Annotated in this window: 19 protein-coding genes; 15 read left to right on the top strand and 4 right to left on the bottom strand. The window is 31.1% G+C overall.

Annotation, left to right across the window (positions count from 1 at the left end; all coding sequences use genetic code 11):
- The 4 genes from ACFWTK_RS08010 to ACFWTK_RS07995 form a co-directional block, all read left to right on the top strand.
- Nucleotides 1-100: AraC family transcriptional regulator (locus ACFWTK_RS08010; RefSeq protein ID WP_415875501.1), on the top strand; the 100-nt coding region annotated here is incomplete at its 5' end.
- Nucleotides 101-134: 34 nt separating this feature from the next.
- Nucleotides 135-833, top strand: coding sequence for an MgtC/SapB family protein (locus ACFWTK_RS08005; RefSeq protein ID WP_415875478.1), 699 nt, complete (start codon nt 135-137; stop codon nt 831-833).
- A gap of 225 nt (nt 834-1,058) precedes the next feature.
- Nucleotides 1,059-1,577, top strand: a complete 519-nt coding sequence (locus ACFWTK_RS08000) for a hypothetical protein (RefSeq protein WP_415875477.1) — start codon at nt 1,059-1,061, stop codon at nt 1,575-1,577.
- Nucleotides 1,578-1,727: 150 nt separating this feature from the next.
- A complete protein-coding gene (locus tag ACFWTK_RS07995; RefSeq protein WP_415875476.1) occupies nt 1,728-2,333 on the top strand; it encodes an FMN-dependent NADH-azoreductase in 606 nt (201 codons plus the stop codon).
- A 39-nt stretch (nt 2,334-2,372) separates the two neighbouring features.
- On the opposite strand, the gene ACFWTK_RS07990 is transcribed toward ACFWTK_RS07995, so the two are convergent.
- On the bottom strand, nt 2,373-5,138 hold the full coding sequence (locus ACFWTK_RS07990; RefSeq protein ID WP_415875475.1) for a calcium-translocating P-type ATPase, PMCA-type: 2,766 nt from the start codon (nt 5,136-5,138) through the stop codon (nt 2,373-2,375).
- A gap of 310 nt (nt 5,139-5,448) precedes the next feature.
- Here ACFWTK_RS07990 and hcp point away from each other — a divergent pair, with 310 nt between their 5' ends.
- The gene (gene hcp, locus ACFWTK_RS07985; protein ID WP_415875474.1) at nt 5,449-7,095 is read left to right on the top strand and encodes a hydroxylamine reductase; all 1,647 of its coding nucleotides are present in this window, start codon (nt 5,449-5,451) and stop codon (nt 7,093-7,095) included.
- A gap of 137 nt (nt 7,096-7,232) precedes the next feature.
- Here hcp and ACFWTK_RS07980 read toward each other — a convergent pair whose 3' ends face one another.
- On the bottom strand, nt 7,233-7,910 hold the full coding sequence (locus ACFWTK_RS07980) for a Crp/Fnr family transcriptional regulator (RefSeq protein WP_415875473.1): 678 nt from the start codon (nt 7,908-7,910) through the stop codon (nt 7,233-7,235).
- Between the two features lie 143 nt (nt 7,911-8,053).
- Here ACFWTK_RS07980 and ACFWTK_RS07975 point away from each other — a divergent pair, with 143 nt between their 5' ends.
- The 4 genes from ACFWTK_RS07975 to ACFWTK_RS07960 all read left to right on the top strand — a co-directional run bounded on the left by ACFWTK_RS07975 (nt 8,054) and on the right by ACFWTK_RS07960 (nt 9,985).
- The gene (locus ACFWTK_RS07975; RefSeq protein ID WP_415875472.1) at nt 8,054-8,515 is read left to right on the top strand and encodes a hypothetical protein; all 462 of its coding nucleotides are present in this window, start codon (nt 8,054-8,056) and stop codon (nt 8,513-8,515) included.
- 243 nt (nt 8,516-8,758) lie between these two features.
- Nucleotides 8,759-9,241 (top strand): DUF2975 domain-containing protein, encoded by a 483-nt coding sequence (locus ACFWTK_RS07970; protein ID WP_415875471.1) that lies wholly within the window; start codon nt 8,759-8,761, stop codon nt 9,239-9,241.
- A gap of 35 nt (nt 9,242-9,276) precedes the next feature.
- Complete coding sequence (locus ACFWTK_RS07965; RefSeq protein ID WP_415875470.1) at nt 9,277-9,756, top strand: DUF2975 domain-containing protein; 480 nt, start codon at nt 9,277-9,279, stop codon at nt 9,754-9,756.
- Nucleotides 9,757-9,766: 10 nt separating this feature from the next.
- Entirely contained in the window at nt 9,767-9,985 is a 219-nt protein-coding gene (locus ACFWTK_RS07960; protein WP_415875469.1) for a helix-turn-helix domain-containing protein, read from the top strand.
- Between the two features lie 155 nt (nt 9,986-10,140).
- Here ACFWTK_RS07960 and ACFWTK_RS07955 read toward each other — a convergent pair whose 3' ends face one another.
- Nucleotides 10,141-10,677: a GNAT family N-acetyltransferase gene (locus ACFWTK_RS07955; protein ID WP_415875468.1), complete on the bottom strand. Its 537-nt coding sequence runs from the start codon at nt 10,675-10,677 to the stop codon at nt 10,141-10,143.
- 503 nt (nt 10,678-11,180) lie between these two features.
- On the opposite strand from ACFWTK_RS07955, the gene ACFWTK_RS07950 reads away from it, so the two are divergent.
- Nucleotides 11,181-12,563, top strand: a complete 1,383-nt coding sequence (locus ACFWTK_RS07950) for a radical SAM protein (protein ID WP_415875467.1) — start codon at nt 11,181-11,183, stop codon at nt 12,561-12,563.
- Nucleotides 12,564-12,648: 85 nt separating this feature from the next.
- Here ACFWTK_RS07950 and ACFWTK_RS07945 read toward each other — a convergent pair whose 3' ends face one another.
- A complete protein-coding gene (locus ACFWTK_RS07945; RefSeq protein WP_415875466.1) occupies nt 12,649-13,764 on the bottom strand; it encodes a glycosyltransferase family 4 protein in 1,116 nt (371 codons plus the stop codon).
- Between the two features lie 146 nt (nt 13,765-13,910).
- Here ACFWTK_RS07945 and ACFWTK_RS07940 point away from each other — a divergent pair, with 146 nt between their 5' ends.
- The 5 genes from ACFWTK_RS07940 to ACFWTK_RS07920 all read left to right on the top strand — a co-directional run bounded on the left by ACFWTK_RS07940 (nt 13,911) and on the right by ACFWTK_RS07920 (nt 17,595).
- Nucleotides 13,911-14,921: a CotS family spore coat protein gene (locus ACFWTK_RS07940; RefSeq protein WP_415875465.1), complete on the top strand. Its 1,011-nt coding sequence runs from the start codon at nt 13,911-13,913 to the stop codon at nt 14,919-14,921.
- 86 nt (nt 14,922-15,007) lie between these two features.
- Nucleotides 15,008-15,202, top strand: a complete 195-nt coding sequence (locus tag ACFWTK_RS07935; RefSeq protein ID WP_415875464.1) for a hypothetical protein — start codon at nt 15,008-15,010, stop codon at nt 15,200-15,202.
- A gap of 11 nt (nt 15,203-15,213) precedes the next feature.
- Nucleotides 15,214-15,972 carry a spore coat protein gene (locus ACFWTK_RS07930; RefSeq protein WP_415875463.1) on the top strand — a complete coding sequence of 253 codons (759 nt, stop codon included), beginning with the start codon at nt 15,214-15,216 and terminating at the stop codon, nt 15,970-15,972.
- A gap of 11 nt (nt 15,973-15,983) precedes the next feature.
- Nucleotides 15,984-17,012: a CotS family spore coat protein gene (locus ACFWTK_RS07925; protein ID WP_415875462.1), complete on the top strand. Its 1,029-nt coding sequence runs from the start codon at nt 15,984-15,986 to the stop codon at nt 17,010-17,012.
- Between the two features lie 142 nt (nt 17,013-17,154).
- Nucleotides 17,155-17,595: an RrF2 family transcriptional regulator gene (locus ACFWTK_RS07920; protein WP_415875461.1), complete on the top strand. Its 441-nt coding sequence runs from the start codon at nt 17,155-17,157 to the stop codon at nt 17,593-17,595.
- Nucleotides 17,596-17,618: the final 23 nt, after the last annotated feature.

Here is a 17,618-nt window from a genome sequence, read left to right as displayed (position 1 = left end):
TGCATCTAAATTAGGATATCCTAATTATAGGTACTTTTCTCAGAGTTTTAAAAAGTACACAAACTATACTCCAAGTGAATTTATTAAAATCAATAAGTGAAAAATAAATAATAAGTATGGGAGAGAAGAATATAATGATTTGGTATGAAGTATTGTTAAGACTTGTATTAGCAGTTATAGTTGGAGGGTTTATAGGTTATGAAAGAGAATATAAAAATAGACCTGCTGGTTTTAGAACTCAAATATTGGTATGTATCGGAGCAGCAGTTATATCAATGATACAATGCTATACTGTACAAGAAACTTCTAATATGATACTTCAAAATCCGACTCTAGCAAGTGCCTTAAAGGCTGATATAGGAAGACTTGGGGCACAGGTAATATCAGGAGTAGGTTTTTTAGGAGCTGGAACTATAATGCATGAAAAGGGTTCTGTAAAAGGACTTACAACAGCTGCTACTACTTGGGTAGTTGCTTGTATCGGATTAGCTATAGGTTTTGGATATTATTTGTTAAGCATAGCTTCAGCCGTATTTGTATTCACAGTTCTTGTTTCCTTAAAACGGGTTGAAGTGAGAATCTTAGAAAGGTCTAGAAGCACAAAAGTTGAGATTAGATATTTGGATAGAGGAGAGATGGTAAAAAAATTAGAAGAATATTTTAGAGGTAAAGGTATAAAAGTTCAAAATATACAATTTGAATTAGAAGAAGATGAGGACTCTGACCACCAGCTTTGTCTTTATACAATATTAGTACCAAGGAATATTAAAGCCAGTGAAATAGTTAGAGATTTATGCTGCTATGATGAGATTGTTAAGGTAAGTTTAATATAGTGTATATATAGTTTCCCATGTAGAGTATAAAAATAATAATTTTTCAAACGCTTATTTTCAGATAATTATAAATTATGATAATTAAAAGATAGCTTTGCAATAGAGAGTAATATATAACAGGATTTTTAATGCATAGTGAAAAGTAAAATGGATAAGCTATAATTGGGCACAAAAGTCTCCACTAAAATAAGTGTTGAAATATATTCTACGGAAGGGGAAGTTAACATGGATAATAATTTAAATGAAACAAAACAATTAAATGCAAAATCAGCATCAAAGGCAGGTAATGCAGGAACAAATATGAGTAATCTTTATGGCTCTAACAATATGACTAATGCTACTACACCAGCTAGCTCAAACAGTGCTCAATTAGAAGAAACAAGACAATTAAATGCACAGTCAGCAGCAAAAGCAGGCAGTGCAGGAGCAAACATGGCTAATGCTGCAGGAGGAGCAAGTATGACAAACTATGCTGGTTCTAGCAATATGACTAATACTGCCACACCAGCTAGCTCAAACAGTGCTCAATTAGAAGAAACAAGACAATTAAATGCACAATCCGCAGCAAAAGCAGGTAATGCAGGAGCAAGCATGACTAATGCTGCAGGAGGATCAAATATGACAAACTATGCTGGTTCTAGCAATATGTCTAGCACTTCTACACCAACTAGCTTAAACAACGCTAAGTTAGAGGAAACAAGACAACTAAATAAGAAGTCTGCTCAAAATAAAGGTTTACAATAAGAACCAAGAGAGTAATCTATCAAATAATGCCTGAGAATTTATTGTTCTCAGGTTTTATTTTTTAAAAAAGATTATAGCATAAGAATTAAATTTTATAGGTAAGCTATATATGGAATTTAGTAAGAGATATAAAAAGGAGATGTATTTTCTATGAGCAAACTATTATATATTAAAGCAAATCCAAAACCAGATAATGTATCCAGAACTTTTAGAATTTCAGAGGAATTCATTAAGGCTTACAAGGAAAAAAATCCTAAGGATGAAATTATAACCTTAGATTTATACAAAGAAAATATACGATATCTCACTATGGAAGACATAAATGATGTATTCTCTAAAAAAGATGAAGATTCAAAAAATCATACAATTTTAAAATACGCTTATCAGTTTGCAGAGGCAGATAAGTATGTAGTTGCAGCACCACTTTGGAATTTAAGCATTCCATCTATTTTAAAGTCTTATATAGATTACATAAGTGTTACAGGAATAACCTTCAAATACACAGAAAATGGACCTGTAGGTTTATGTCAAGGGAAAAAAGCTATACACATTGTAGCAAGAGGAGGAGCTTATGGTACAGAACCATTTAGCTCTTATGAAATGGGAGATAGATATTTAAGAACTTTCTTTGGATTTTTAGGAATTACAGACTTTACAACTATAGCTGCAGAAAATCTAGATGTTGTAGGAGCTGATGTGGAAGGAATAGTAGCAAAAGCCATTACACAAGCTAAAAATGCAGCACAAAACTTTTAAAGGCATAAAGCAAAATTTTGCTTCACGCCTTTATTTATGTTACACTGCTATGTCATTAGGAGCGTTGATACTTTCTTTTTTAAACATTCTTAATACAAGCTTTACAATCTCATTTACTACTATTATTAGGGCAGAAGCTGCTATAACTTTAATCCACATAATAGGGCTTAATGCTACTGCATTAAAAAAGCCTGAGAATACATTAGTTACAAAGATCTGAACTAAGGCTGTAAGGCTAACTATTTGTAAGAATACTTTATTATGAGTTAAATTAGGGAATATACTGTTTGTACCAAACTCTCTGCAGTTAAATGCATTAAATAGTGCACTAAAAGCAAATAGAGCAAACAATACAGTTTCCATTTCACTTGGGCCTCTGTAACCTTGTGGTGGAACTTCGGCTCCTAGAGGATTGAACTTCATTTGTATCATAATTACTGTTGTAATATATATTGCATTTAAAATCATGCTTGTTATCATCTGTTTTGTTATGATGCTAGCATTTCTATTAGTAGGTTTTCTGTTTAAAACAGCATTACGAACAGGTTCGAGTCCAAGAGAAAGTGCTGGAGGACCATCCATTATAATGTTAACCCATAACAATTGTATAGTTGTAAATGGCATTTCAAAATCCAATAATACAGATAAAATAGCTGTTAAGAAAGCTATGATATTAACTGTAATCTGGAATTGAATAAATCTTTGGAAGTTTTCATATATTCCACGTCCCCATTTTATACCCTTAACTATAGTACCAAAGCTGTCGTCGGTCAATATAATGTCTGCTGCATTTTTAGAAACCTCAGTACCTGCAATACCCATTGCAATACCAACGTCTGCTTTAGTTAAAGCAGGAGCGTCATTTATTCCATCTCCAGTAACTGCAACTACATCTCCATTAGCTTGAAGAGCTTGTACAATTCTCATTTTTGTATCTGGTTTTGAACGAGCAACAATAGCAATAGTTTTAATTTCATCTTTTAACTCTTCATCGGATAGAGTATCTATATATGAAGCTTCAACGGCTCTAAGACCTCCACCTAGAAGACCTAACTCTTCTCCAATAGCTATAGCTGTGTTTATATTATCACCAGTAAGCATCTTTGTGGATACGCCAGCATCTTTTGCAACTTTAACAGCCTCTTCAACTTCTGGTCTTAATGGGTCTTTTATTCCAACAAAACCTGTGAATATTAAGTCATCTTCAATAACTCCAGCTTCTGTGGACATTGCAACTTCTTCATTTATATTTCTATAAGAGAATCCAAGAACACGCATTGACTTCTTTTGAAGGCTTTCAATATCCTTTAGTATTTCCTTCCTTCTAGCATCAGTAAGTTTTACTACTTTTCCTTCAAGATGTTCATAGTTACATAAATCTAGAATTACCTCAGGAGCACCTTTAGTCAAAACTGTACAAGTATCTTCTTCATCTATAATAGTACTCATTCTCTTACGCTTTGAAGTAAATGGAATTTGATGTACTATTTTTCTAGATTCTCTTTCTTTTATGTAATCATAAGAATCATTATATAAAAGAAGAGCACATTCTGTAGCACTACCTAGATATTTAACTTCTCCATCAGTCTTTTCAATATCTGCTGTAGAGTTAATTAAACAGTTATCTATAAAATAATTGCTGCTTTCGCTTAATTCATCTCTTTCCACGAATCTACCATTTAAATATACCCTCTCTACAGTCATTCTGTTTTGCGTTAATGTACCTGTTTTATCAGAGCATATTACGCTAACTGAACCTATAGTCTCGCAAGCTTCCTTTTTAGTAACAAGGGCGTTAATCTTAGCCATTTTTTGCATGGTTATAGCAAGAGTCATATTTATCATAGTAGGAAGTCCTTCTGGAACAGCTGCAACTATCAAAGCTACACAAACAACAAAAGCTGTTTTTATAGGTTCAATAGAATCTAAGAATGGAAGGAATCCTGATGTATCTATGTCAAGAGAATTTCCCATAATCATTTTTACAAGCATTATTATGAAAAGAAGGGCTGCAATACCACTAGATACTTTTGAAATTGTGGAACCAAGACCGCCAAGTTTAATTTGAAGAGGTGTTTCAAGATCTCCTTCTTCAAGATTTTTAGCGATTCTACCCATCTCAGAAGCATCACCAGTAGAAGTTACTATAAATTTTCCTCTACCATAGGCAACAAGGGTACCTCCAAAGACCATATTTACTTGCTTAGCAGGGATAGGGTCTTGTACAACTTTTTTTCCCTTAGCTTCAATGGTTTCCATTTCAACAATAGCATCTGCATTTTTGCTAACATCTTCAGATTCTCCAGTTAGCATATCTTCTCTAACCTTTAAATCTATGCTTTCTATAAGCCTTCCGTCAGCAGGAACCATATCTCCCATTTCAATAAAAACTATGTCTCCTGGTACTAAGTCATTTTTACTGATTTGCATTATATTTCCATCACGTAGAACTTTAACCTCAATATTTTCAGTCATCTTAGATAGAGCGTCTGCTGCCTTTTGAGATTTACCTTCAGTAACTATTCCTATAGTAATACCAATAGCTACGGCACATACTATACCGATAGCATCATGAAATTCTCCAATAAGCGCACTTATAAGGGCTGCAATTAAAAGTATGATCATCATAGGTTCTGTTAAGGCATCTTTAATGTCATCCCAAATAGAGCCTTTTTCTTGCTTTGTAAATTCATTAGGCCCATATTTTTCTAGTCTAGTCTTAGCTTCAGAAGAAGACAGACCTTTAGCTGAATCTACTTTCAATTCTTCTAACACGTTAGAAGCTTTTTCGCCAAAGTACTTCATTATAATCACCTTTCCTTTAAGATTGTACAAATTAGATTATATCACATGATTACAAAATAATTAATATCAAAATTTATAGTAAATAGAGGAGAATTACGTTAAGGCTTTATCTAGCATGGTTGTAGATTTATTAAAATTTTTAGTGCTTTTTTTTAACCTGTAACAAAAGTTACAGAAACTAAACATTTTGCCATATATAATAAAGCCATAGAAATTATTAGTGAAGCAACAATTACATAGTTGAATTCACTGTTTAAATTAAATAAAAAGTTATTTTAAATAAAAATAGAAATAAAATGGAGGTATAAGAATGAGCATGTTTTGTTATCAATGTCAAGAAACTGCAGGATGCAAAGGCTGCACAATAAAAGGTGTATGTGGAAAGACTGCAGATGTAGCTAACCTACAAGATTTATTAATATATACACTTAAGGGAATAGCCCTATATGATTTAAAAGCAATGGATGCTGGGATCAAAAATGAAAAAGTAAATCAATTTATAGTGGATGCATTATTTGCAACAATCACAAATGCTAACTTTGATAAAGAAGGTTTTGATGTAAGAATTAGAAAAGGACTAGCTTTAAGAGAAGAAATCAAAGCTTCATTAATAGAAAATGGAGTAAATATAGATGATATAACTCATGACTCTGCTCTATGGATTGGAGACACTCTTGAGGAATTTGAGGAAAAGGCCAAAACAGTAGGAATTCTTGCAGTAGAAAATGAAGATGTAAGATCATTAAGAGAACTATTAATATATGGAATAAAAGGTATGGCAGCTTATGTTGAACATGCTTATAACCTAGGCTTTGAAGATGAAAATCTATATACATTCATGAAGAAAGCTTTAGTATCAACAACTAAAGAATTAAGTGTTGATGAAATGGTTGCAATAGTTTTAGAAGCTGGTAAGTTCGGTGTAGATGCTATGGCTCTACTTGACAAAGCTAATACATCTACTTATGGAAATCCAGAAATAACAAAGGTTAATATAGGTGTTAGAAACAATCCAGCTATTTTAATCAGTGGACATGATCTAAAAGATATGGAAGAATTATTAAGACAAACAGAAGGAACTGGAGTAGATGTTTATACTCACAGTGAAATGCTTGCAGCCAACTACTATCCAGCATTTAAAAAGTATGATCACTTTGTAGGAAACTATGGAAATGCATGGTGGAAGCAAAACGAAGAATTTGAAAAGTTCAACGGACCAATCCTAATGACAACAAACTGCATAGTTCCACCTAAGGATTCATATAAGGACAGATTATATACTACAGGTTCAACTGGATTCCCAGGAGTAAAACACATTCCAGATGGAGAAAATGGTCAGCCAAAAGATTTCTCAAGTATAATTGAACATGCTAAAAAGTGTGCTCCTCCAACTGAGATAGAAAAGGGAGAAATAGTAGGTGGATTTGCTCACAACCAAGTATTAGCTTTAGCTGACAAAGTAGTTGAAGCAGTTAAGAGTGGAGCAATCAGAAGATTCTTCGTAATGGCAGGATGTGACGGAAGAGCTAAGAGCAGAAACTACTATACAGAATTTGCTAAGGCTCTACCAAAGGATACAATAATTCTTACAGCAGGATGTGCTAAATATAAATACAATAAGCTTGATTTAGGAGATATTGGTGGAATTCCAAGAGTATTAGATGCTGGACAATGCAACGACTCATACTCATTAGCAGTAATAGCTCTTAAATTAAAAGAAGTATTTGGACTTGATGATATAAATGAATTACCAATTTCATTTAACATTGCATGGTATGAACAAAAGGCTGTAATAGTATTGCTTGCATTACTACACTTAGGAGTTAAAAATATTCACTTAGGACCAACACTACCAGCATTCTTATCACCAAATGTAGCTAAGGTTTTAGTCGACAACTTTGGTATTGCTGGAATTGGAACAGTAGAAGATGATATTAAATTATTCTTAGGAGAATAATTTAGATTAGAGAGAAAAATATTAAAGAGTGTAAAAATCAATGGATTTTTACACTCTTTTCTAACTCCATAAATTATTAATTTAGAATGTAAAGGCTTTAGTTCTTAATAAAATAAAATTGTTTTATGTTTATGATCCTAAAAAAGTATCTCTTCTAAAGCTTCTATATCCAATATGGTTATGGTTTTTCTATCAAAATCTATAAGTCCATCCTCTTTCATCTTTATAAGTTCCCTCGATAAGGAAGGTCTAGTAGTTCCAAATTGATCTGCCATTTCTTGTCTGGAGCTATTAAGAGTTATGGTTAAACTTTTCTTATTCTTATATTCATTCAAAAGGAAGCTAGATATTTTTTGCCTTATGGTTTGATAAGATAAATCTCTTAATATTTTGCTTAAGGTGAGTATCCTATTAGATAATACCTTCATAAAATTATTTAAAAATGTTGAATTAGAGCTGCATAATTTAAGTATATCATTCTCATGTATAAATAGGATTTTTGTTGCATTAGAGGATACTATAGTTGAAGGGTATGTCTTTTTATTTGAGAATATGATAGCCTCTCCAAAAACATTTCCTTTTTCCATGCGATTTATGGTGACAGTTTTACCAGAAGGGTAATTTTTTTGAACCTCTATTGTACCTTCAAGAACAATTCCGATGCTTGAAATTGGATCGTCCTCTAAAGCTATAATTTCACCTTTTTTATAGGAAGAAATTTTATAATTCGTATTAGATAGCGTTGATATAGCTTCTTCTTCATTGAATCCACTAAATAAACTGCAGGATTTTAAAGCGTTATAAATATATTCCATGAACATCCCCCTTTGTACATAAAGTTTCGTAACATAAGTTACATATTAGATACAATAATATTAGTATAATTAAGAAACTGAATCAAGTATATGATTATAGTCACAATAGATAAGAAGAAACCTTTATGAGAGGAGAAGAGTAAATGAATAATAAAAATAAGGATATATTTAAGGGAATATCAGCGTGTCCATCTATGATAGCTGAAAATATAAATAGTGATAAATCAGAATTAAGCCATTGGCCAATACAGCTTAAACTTATAAAAACATCAGCACAAATTTTTGAAAATGCAAACTTACTCATAGCTGCAGATTGCACTGCATATGCATGTAAAGACTTTCATAATGATTTTATAAAAGGTCATGTCACCACAATAGGATGTCCTAAACTTGATGATGTTGAATTCTATAAGAAAAAGCTAATAGAAATTTTTGAAAATAATAATATCAAAAGTGTTAAAGTTGTAAAAATGTCCGTACCTTGCTGCAGTGGGATAAGCATAATAGTTAAACAAGCTTTAAAGGAAGCTAAAAAAGATATTCCTTACAGCGAGGTTACTATAGATGTAGACGGTACATTAGGACTAAATTGTGCAGCAATTTAGTTCTAGTAGAAAGCATTGAATAAGCATTAAAAGCTCTTTATTTCTAGTTTTAAAACACCGTAAGAACCTTCTATTGTCTGAGCGACAGCGAGCTTAGAAGGTTTAGGAGTTTTAAATCCAGAAATATTAGAGTTTTTTTTATATATTACAATAATAATATAATATAAAACGATATAAATTTATTACAAAACGATAAATAATGTGTTAAAATTATCTTGTAATTAAATTAGTGAGGTGCTTTAAATGAATGTCAAACAAGGTTCAACCACTTTCCTAAAGGGAATTATTTTTCTCATTGGGATTGCTGTATTTGTTTTGTGCATCTATTGGTTGCCTGTCATAGCCATTAATGATGCAAAAGCGCATCCAGGTGACCACTTGCTATATCCCTTTTTAGGATATGCGTATGGATGTTTTATTGCGTTTTCTGTTGCATTGTATCAAGTATTTAAATTATTAACTTATATCGAAAAGGACAATGCTTTCTCAGCGTTATCACTTAAATCTTTGAAGGTTATAAAGAAATGTGGCTTAACAATCATTTCCTTATTTTTGTTAGGTATAGTAACATTAAAGATAGTTGCTAGTGGCACAGGAGATGACTCAACAGGTCCTATAGCACTGAGTCTAATAGGTATTTTAGCAACAAGTATCATCACACTAATTGTGGATGTACTGCAAAAACTATTAAAAAATCTTCTAGATAAAAAAACGAAAAATGCTTAACGGTTTTATAAAATTCAATTAGTGAGGTTATTTTTATGAAAAAAATTACAACAAACTTTTTAAGACTAGCTGTTATTTTTATAGGAATCGTAGTTCTTGCATTGTGTATATTTTTTGTACCTTATCTGGCTTTTGGTGTATGTAATTTTTTAAAAATTAATTTCTTAAAGTACATTATTTACATTATTTTATATGGGAGTGCGATACCTTTCTACTTAGCTCTGTATCAAGCTTTTAAACTTTTAAGTTATATTGACAAAAATAAAGCTTTCTCGGAATTATCCGTAATAGCTTTAAATAAAATCAAATACTGTGCCATTTCAATCTGTATTTTGTATGTGCTAGCCTTGCCATTATTCTTTTTGGTAGCGGATAAAGATGATGCTCCTGGTCTCATATTTGTCGGAATGGTCATTCCTTTTGCTTCAATGGTTGTAGCCGTTTTTGATGCTATACTTCAACGGCTTCTAGAAGAAGCGATTAAAATAAAATCAGAAAATGATTTGACGGTCTGAGGTGGAATATATGGCAATTATTATTAATATTGATGTAATGTTAGCAAAACGAAAAATGAGCGTAACGGAACTTTCTGAGAGGGTTGGAATTACTATGGCAAATCTTTCTATTTTAAAAAACGGAAAAGCAAAAGCGATTCGTTTTTCAACATTAGAAGCGATATGTAAAGCTTTGGATTGTCAGCCAGGTGATATTTTGGAGTACAAAAGCGATGAAGACACTCAATAAAAACATATAACAAATCTACTTAACTATCAGGAGTTGATAGACAATTTAAGGGATAGCCATCAAGCCGTCCCTTTTTTGTGGTCATTGATGTCAAAGAGAATCCGTTTTTACTTTACTTAATTCACCTTTTAGGAAAATTATGTATTAATTATAGATTAATACAAATATCCTAACATATCTAAATTACCATCTTTCCAAACTTTATTTCCTACTTTTTTTATCATCAGCCCTTTATCCTTAAATTCTTCTTCTCCAATTCCTATTATTTTATGTTCATGTATTTTGATCCACTTACACATAACATTTGCGTTAACAAAGCCATTCTTTTTATAAAAGTTTTCCACATCAGTGAAAAGTAATAAAAAGTCCATTTGATGTTCTACAGAAAAACATTCAATTACTTCTAGTAATTTCGAACCTATACCTTTGCCTCTATATTCATTTTTTACACAAATATCTATGATGCCCAATACTTTTATGGCTACACCATTTAAATTCATTACTCTATAATCTAATCCTACTTGTCCAACTAAGTTATCTTTATCAAATGCTAAAAATCTAAAATGAGGCAATTGTTTATAGTATATTCTGTCCTTCGGATAAATTTCTCCAAAGCTCTCAACCAGTAAATCTGATATTTTCTTTTCCAGTTTAATATCGATATCATATTCGTTTATATTTAAAATTTCCATGTTTTAGACCTCTCTTAAAATAAAATTTGAATTTGTTAAGTATATCGTAAATATTAATTTTATTTGTTACATAATATTTTTCAATTGTGCAATAAATTATAGTTAATTTATATCCTAATTATAACACTAACATAGTTGCTAATATATCACTAATATATCTTATTGCAACACCAGCTCCTCCACTTTCTACACTTCTAAACTCTCCACTTCTCTACTGTCACTTGCTCCTCCGATTGTTTTTATTTATCTAATCTAAAAGTTGCAGTACATAAGCTTCTTTGCGTAATGAAGCTTTCCTAAATGCAAATTCCATATGTGATGTTACATATAAGAAAATTGCTGCGCAATTCTCTTATATTGTATATTTATTAACACTTTGTAAATTTATCTCAGTTAATTATTGACTTTTAGTCATTTTAGAATATAATAGTAATAAATTGAATAAACTATTGTATTAGGGCTTGGGTTTGTAGATTTTTTAGTTTATATGAGGAGGAATTGCAATGGGAGTAAAGGATAGCTTGGAGAAGAGTGTTAAGCAAAAAGTGGTAAATACTGTATTAAGTATTATAGACAAAGATCCGGAAAAAAACGTAGATAAGATCTTTGAAGCATTAAAAAAGGTTACAAGGGATAAGGGACAGTTAGCTCAGATTGAGGCTGTTCATAAGTATTATAATATGCAGCCTGCTACTCGTAAGTTAGTGGAAAGCATATTAAAAGATACGGATAAGAAGTGTCTAAAAAAATTTTTTACTAATTTTTTTGCAAATGCAAACTGGTATGCTGGCTCTAAAAGATCAAAATATTTGTTTGAAGAGGATACAAAAATACCTTTTACAATGCTTATAAGCCCTACTATGCAGTGCAATTTGAGATGTAAAGGCTGCTACGCTACAGATATGATGAGTTTGCCTAAAATACCTATAGAAGAGGTGGACAGAATAATAGGTGAGGCTAGAGACCTTGGTATCTACTATGTTATAGTTTTAGGTGGAGAACCTTTCTTCTATAAGGAATTGCTCGATATATATGAAAAGTATGATGATATGATATTTACACCATTTACTAATGGTACTATGATAGATGAAAAAATAGCAGATAGACTCAAAGAATTAGGAAACGTAATACCTATGCTTTCTGTAGAAGGGGAAGAGGAAGCTACAGATGCAAGAAGAGGAAAAGGTACTTATAAAAGAGTTATGCATGCTATGGATCTTTTAAAGGAAAGAGGCCTATTATTTGGTGTATCTACTGCTGTTACGAGGGAAAATATTGATTCTGTATTATCTGATGAGTTTGTAGATAAATTGATAGAAAAGGGCGCAAGAATGAACTGGTATTTCCTATTCATGCCAGTTGGGTGTGAGAAACCAGATTTTGACTTAATGCTGACTCCAGAGCAAAGAATTTATCTTGGAGAAAGAACTCATGAAATAAGAAAGACTAAGCCGTATTTTACAATAGATTTCTTTAATGATGCACCTTTTGTTGGAGGATGCATAGCAGGAAAGTATTTCTTCCACGTAAATGCTAATGAGGACTGTGAACCTTGTATATTTGCTCACTTTGCAACACAAAATCTTAAAGGAAAACATCTTATAGATGTATTTAGAGATCCTTTCTTTAAAGAATTAAGACACAGACAACCATATAACAAAAATATGTTAAGACCTTGTATGATGATAGATAATCCAAATGTAGTAAGGGAAGTATGTGAAAAGGTAGGTGCTAAGCCAACAGACTTAGGTGGAGAAATTATGCTCCATGATGAGGAGTATAAGAGGAAAATAGAACAAGTAGCAAATGACTTTGCCCCTTATGCTGAAAAGATGTGGAAAGAAAGATTCAATGAGAAGGGCAATGAAAATTTTGCAAGAGGATAGTCAGAATAAGAGAAAAGTTTAAATAAACACAAATAATCCCACTGGTTGTAGCTTGCTGCAGACAGCGGGATTATTTATATTACACTTATCCATTACATACTTTTTCATAGACTTTAAAGGTTTTTTCGGCAGTTTTTTTCCAGGAGAATTTTGAAGCTTGCCTTAAACCTTTTTCTCTTAAGCTTTCCCTTAGCTTTTCATCATTAAGCACTTTTTCTAAAGATTCCTTAAGCTCATCTTCGTCATAAGGATTGATTAGTATGGCGCTGTCTTCTACTATTTCAGGTATTGATGTAATATTTGAAGTAATAACAGGGGCACCACAGCTCATTGCCTCAAGAGGTGGAAGTCCAAAGCCTTCATATAGAGATGGATATACAAAAGCATCACAGGAATTATAAAAAATAGGAAGTTCTTGCTTAGGTATAAATCCAGTAAACATTATCTTAGAAGCTAGATGAGAGTAAGAACTGCTCAAGTACTCTCCCAAGTCTTTTTTTGCACCACCTATTACTAGAGTGTAGTCTTTCTCTTCTAAATTAGGTAGAGCTCTTAAAAAAGAATTTATTAATGCCTTTACATTTTTTCGAGCACTAAATCCACCTATATATAGGATGAAAGGTTTAGTGATATTATATTTTTTAGCTAAAAATTTCTTACAAGTATCCTTATCTAAAGGCTTGTATATACTATCTGCAGCAAGAGGAGTTACAAATATCTTATCTGGGTCAATAGGGAAAAATTTTAGTATATCCTTTTTAGAGTATTCTGACACGGTGATTATTCCATCAACATTTTGTATAATATTAGGCACTTCTCTTAGAAACTTTAACAAATATCCACGTCCTACAGTTTCTGGCATAATATAAGGTATTAAATCATGAACAGTGATTACTTTTTTACATTTAGCATCTATATTTAGCCCAATACCATTTTGAGGCACGTGATAAATATCTATATTCTCACGGATTAAGTCGTAAGAAAAATAATTTTGTTCAAAAAATCTAGTATGACGCTTAGAAGTCATGACTATTTCCGTATTATCTTTTTTATACTCCTCATAATTTAGCTCTGACCAGTAGAGTCTATAATAATTATCTTTATATAAATTTATTAAGTTTTTAACAATATTTTCTGTATAAGTACCAATTCCAGTACCTCCATACCAATTGATACCTCTAGCATCAATGGCTATTCTCATTAAATCCTCCCCTTATAATCCTTATATAGTATTAATATTAAATATTTAACAAAAGTGTGATATAAATATCGATACTTACTATTATTCACATACTAAAAAAATTATTCATATACTAGAAGGAGAAAAAGATTTTGGAGGAAGGTTCCTTGGATGCAAAGGATGTAAAAGCAATAGTTGAAAAGGAGTATGGAGTTAACGTAAGTAATATAGAACCTTTGAAAAACATATATAAATTAGACATTTCTAATAAAGAATTCTGTCTCAAGGTTATCAAATATGAATTTGGGCATTTCTTTTTCATTCTTAGTGCCATAAAGCATCTTCAAGAAAATGGATTTCATAAAATACCTGAGATAATAAAAACTCAGGAAGGAATGGATTATATAGAACTTGAGGGTAATTATGCTTATTTAACCCCTTGGGTTAATGCAAGGCATTGCAATTATGATAATCCATTAGATATAAAAAAAGCTGCACTAAAGCTGGCTGAACTTCACATAAAAAGCAGAGGCTTTAATGTGACAAAGGAAATGAAACCTAGGATAGGGTGGCTAAAATGGATAGAAACATATAAAACGAGAAAAAATGAAATTCTTGACTTTAAGCATAGAATAAGTAAAAAGGAGAAGCCTTCTAAATTCGATGAGATGTATTTAGAAATTATGGATGATGAGCTAAAAAGGGCAGATAGAGCTATTGAGAATTTAATAAACAGCAGTTATGTAGAAAATATGAAAAAAGAAATAAAAGATAGAAGCTTTTGCCATCATGATTATGCATATCACAATGTACTTATAGATAATGATAATCAGGTTAATATAATAGATTTTGATTATTGTATATTAGATACACATTTGCATGATTTATCAAGTCTTTTAATAAGAAGGATGAAATATGGAAAGTGGGACTTGAAGAATGTGGTAGAAATACTTGATATATATAGCTCAATAAATGAAGTATACAATGATGATATTCCAATAATGGCTGCTTTTATGGAATTTCCTCAAGACTATTGGCAAAGAGGAATTCAATATTATTGGGAACAAAAGCCGTGGGGAGAAGAGTTTTTTATAAAGAAACTTGAAAAATACATTGAAGATAGAGAGCAGAAACAAGAACTAATAGAGCAATTTAGGAAAACCAAGTTAAATGGTTAAACTATTCCATTATCAATTATCTGTTTAATGGGCAGTGAGTATAAAATACTCGCCAATCATTAAAAAAGAGTTTTGGGGGGATGAGAATGAGCAAGGATGAAAATTATGAGATTTTCGGATACGATTCACAGGATATTGATATAGATAAGTATGACAAAGAAGTTGATAAAATGAAGCAGCATATTAAGATGTTAAAAAAGCTGAGGAAAAAACAGGAGAAGCTTAGAAAGCTGGAAAAGGAGAGACGTCATTTAATGAGAAAAATGAAGAAGGATAGATAGGAGTGAAGTTAATGATAAGCTTATATGATAATTCCTTTTTAAAATATTGTAAGGAAAAAGGAATTAAGCAAATAGATTTTGAAAATAATAATCTATTTAGAAAATTTGTTGATGAAGATGACATAATAGAGCATATGCATACATTAAGTAAGTTTCATAAAGAGATTAGTGGGTATAACAATTATATAGGATATAGATTAGAAGATAAAAGAGGAAGAACAGTAGAGCAATATAAAGTGTATAAAAGAAAGGTAAAACGTCAGTATGAATCCATAAAAAAAGAATCTGAACTAAGCAGCTTTGAAAAGCTTTTGTTAGAGCATGGAGATAAGTATTTAAAGAGGGCAGAAAAGTGTATAAAAGTGATATATGATAATGGATATTTAGAACTTATAAAAAGAAGTATGGATAGAAATGAAATCTGTATAGGTGACACTTCCTTTAACAATCTTAGAATAAGAAATCAGATAGAAGTTAATGATTTGAGCAAGTGCGTTTATGACTTAGTTGAGATTGATGGAGCAGACTTCTTGCTTAGATTAATAAAAAAAGGATTAGATTTAGATTATGAAAATCTAGTGAGAGAGTTTTGTAAGATAGAGGGCTTGGATTCAAGGAGTGAAAACTTTATAAAGGCAGTAGTATCCTATCCTAGTGAGTTTATGAAATGCTGTATTAAGTATAATAAAAAAAATGAAATAAAAGATAAGGATAAGTATGAAGCTAAGCTCAAGAAAATAGTTGAGGAGGCTTCCATAAGCTTAATATAGGAGGTGGGGAGATGTTAGAAAATATTAGATTTAAGGATAGAAAGGCTTTAATACAATATGATTTAAATATAGACATTTTTAAAAATTATAATTTTATTGTTGAGGATGTAATTCCAGTTCGAAAGGTTTTTATATTAGTTACTAATAAAGGAAATAAGATTCTTAAACGACTTAACTATGGAATTAAAGATTTAGAATTTATACAAGAAGGAGTAGATTATATAAAAAGGCATTCCTTTGATAGAGTGTTTAACTATGAACTAACAAAGGAAGGAAAGGCTTATGTTATTTGGAAGAAGCATACTTATACTGTTATGGATTTGATAGAGGCTAGAGAAAGCGAATATACTAATCCTATAGATGTAAATATAGCTTCACGCGGTCTTGGAGAACTTCATAAGGCTAGTGAGGGATTTAAATATAAAAATAAAACTAGATATGCCTGTGGAAACACTATAAATAGCTTTAAAAGAAAACTTGAAGAGATGGAGTTATTTAAAAATATAGCTATTTTGGGAGAGGATAAAACAGAATTTGATAATATATTTTTACAAAATATTGATTACTATAAAAAGCAAATAGAGGAAAGCATAAAAATTTTAGAAAAATCTAATTTCTATAAGCTGTGCAGTGAAGAAGATAAAGTAGTACTATGCCATCATGATTTAGCTCATCATAATATATTAATTAAAGACGAAAAGGCATATTTCGTAGACTTTGACTATTCTATAATAGATTTAAAAGTTCATGACTTATGCAACTTTATAAATAAGGTAGAAAAATGGTCCGCTTATGATATGGAAAATACTAATAGAATAATTGAAAATTATTGTGCTAATAACGATATAGATAAGAAGGAATTAGAGGTTTTATATGGAATGCTAGTATTTCCACAGGATTTCTATAATATATCTAAGGCATATTATACAAGAACAAAGGATTGGGATTATGACATGTTTTTAGAGAAATTAATAAAAAAGAATAACTTTAAGGAGGATAGAGAGGAGTTTTTAGAAAAGTTCAGAACCATGTTAGCTTAAATTGGAATATAATTAGCCGAATAAAAAGATAAGTTTAGGTTAATATTTAATATTAGCCTAAAACTTTTTTATTGACAAAAAAATGAATTTGTAATATAATCCTATTAAAACAGTAGTTTTAATAGGATTAAGGAGTGTTGATATGAAAATATCTACTAAAGGAAGATACGGACTAAAGGCTATGGTAGATTTAGCTCTTTATTCTAGCAGCGAAAGCAGTATAACCTTGAAGAGCATATCTGAAAGACAGAATATATCAGAAAGATATCTTGAGCAAATTTTCTCTGCATTAAGAAAAAATGACTTGGTAAAAAGCATAAAGGGACCTCAGGGAGGATATATGCTAAGTAAGCCGTCAAAATATATAAGTGTAGGAAATATTTTAAGGGCTCTTGAAGGTGAACTTCATATTGTATCAGAAGAAGAAGAAGAAAATGATGATAAAGTTGCAATGTGTATAAAAGAAACTGTATGGAATAAGATTAATGAAAGTATTGATAAAATAGTAGATTCTATAAGTTTAGAAGATTTAGTATGGGAATATAATAATTCAAATAGCAATGGATATATGTTTTATATATAAGTTTATAAGGTTTTATGCGTTTA

It is taken from the genome of Clostridium sp., from assembly GCF_047777555.1.
GTDB lineage: Bacteria > Bacillota > Clostridia > Clostridiales > Clostridiaceae > Clostridium_H.
Note: the sequence above shows the minus strand (reverse complement) of the source record. Positions and strands in the feature narration are given on the sequence as shown.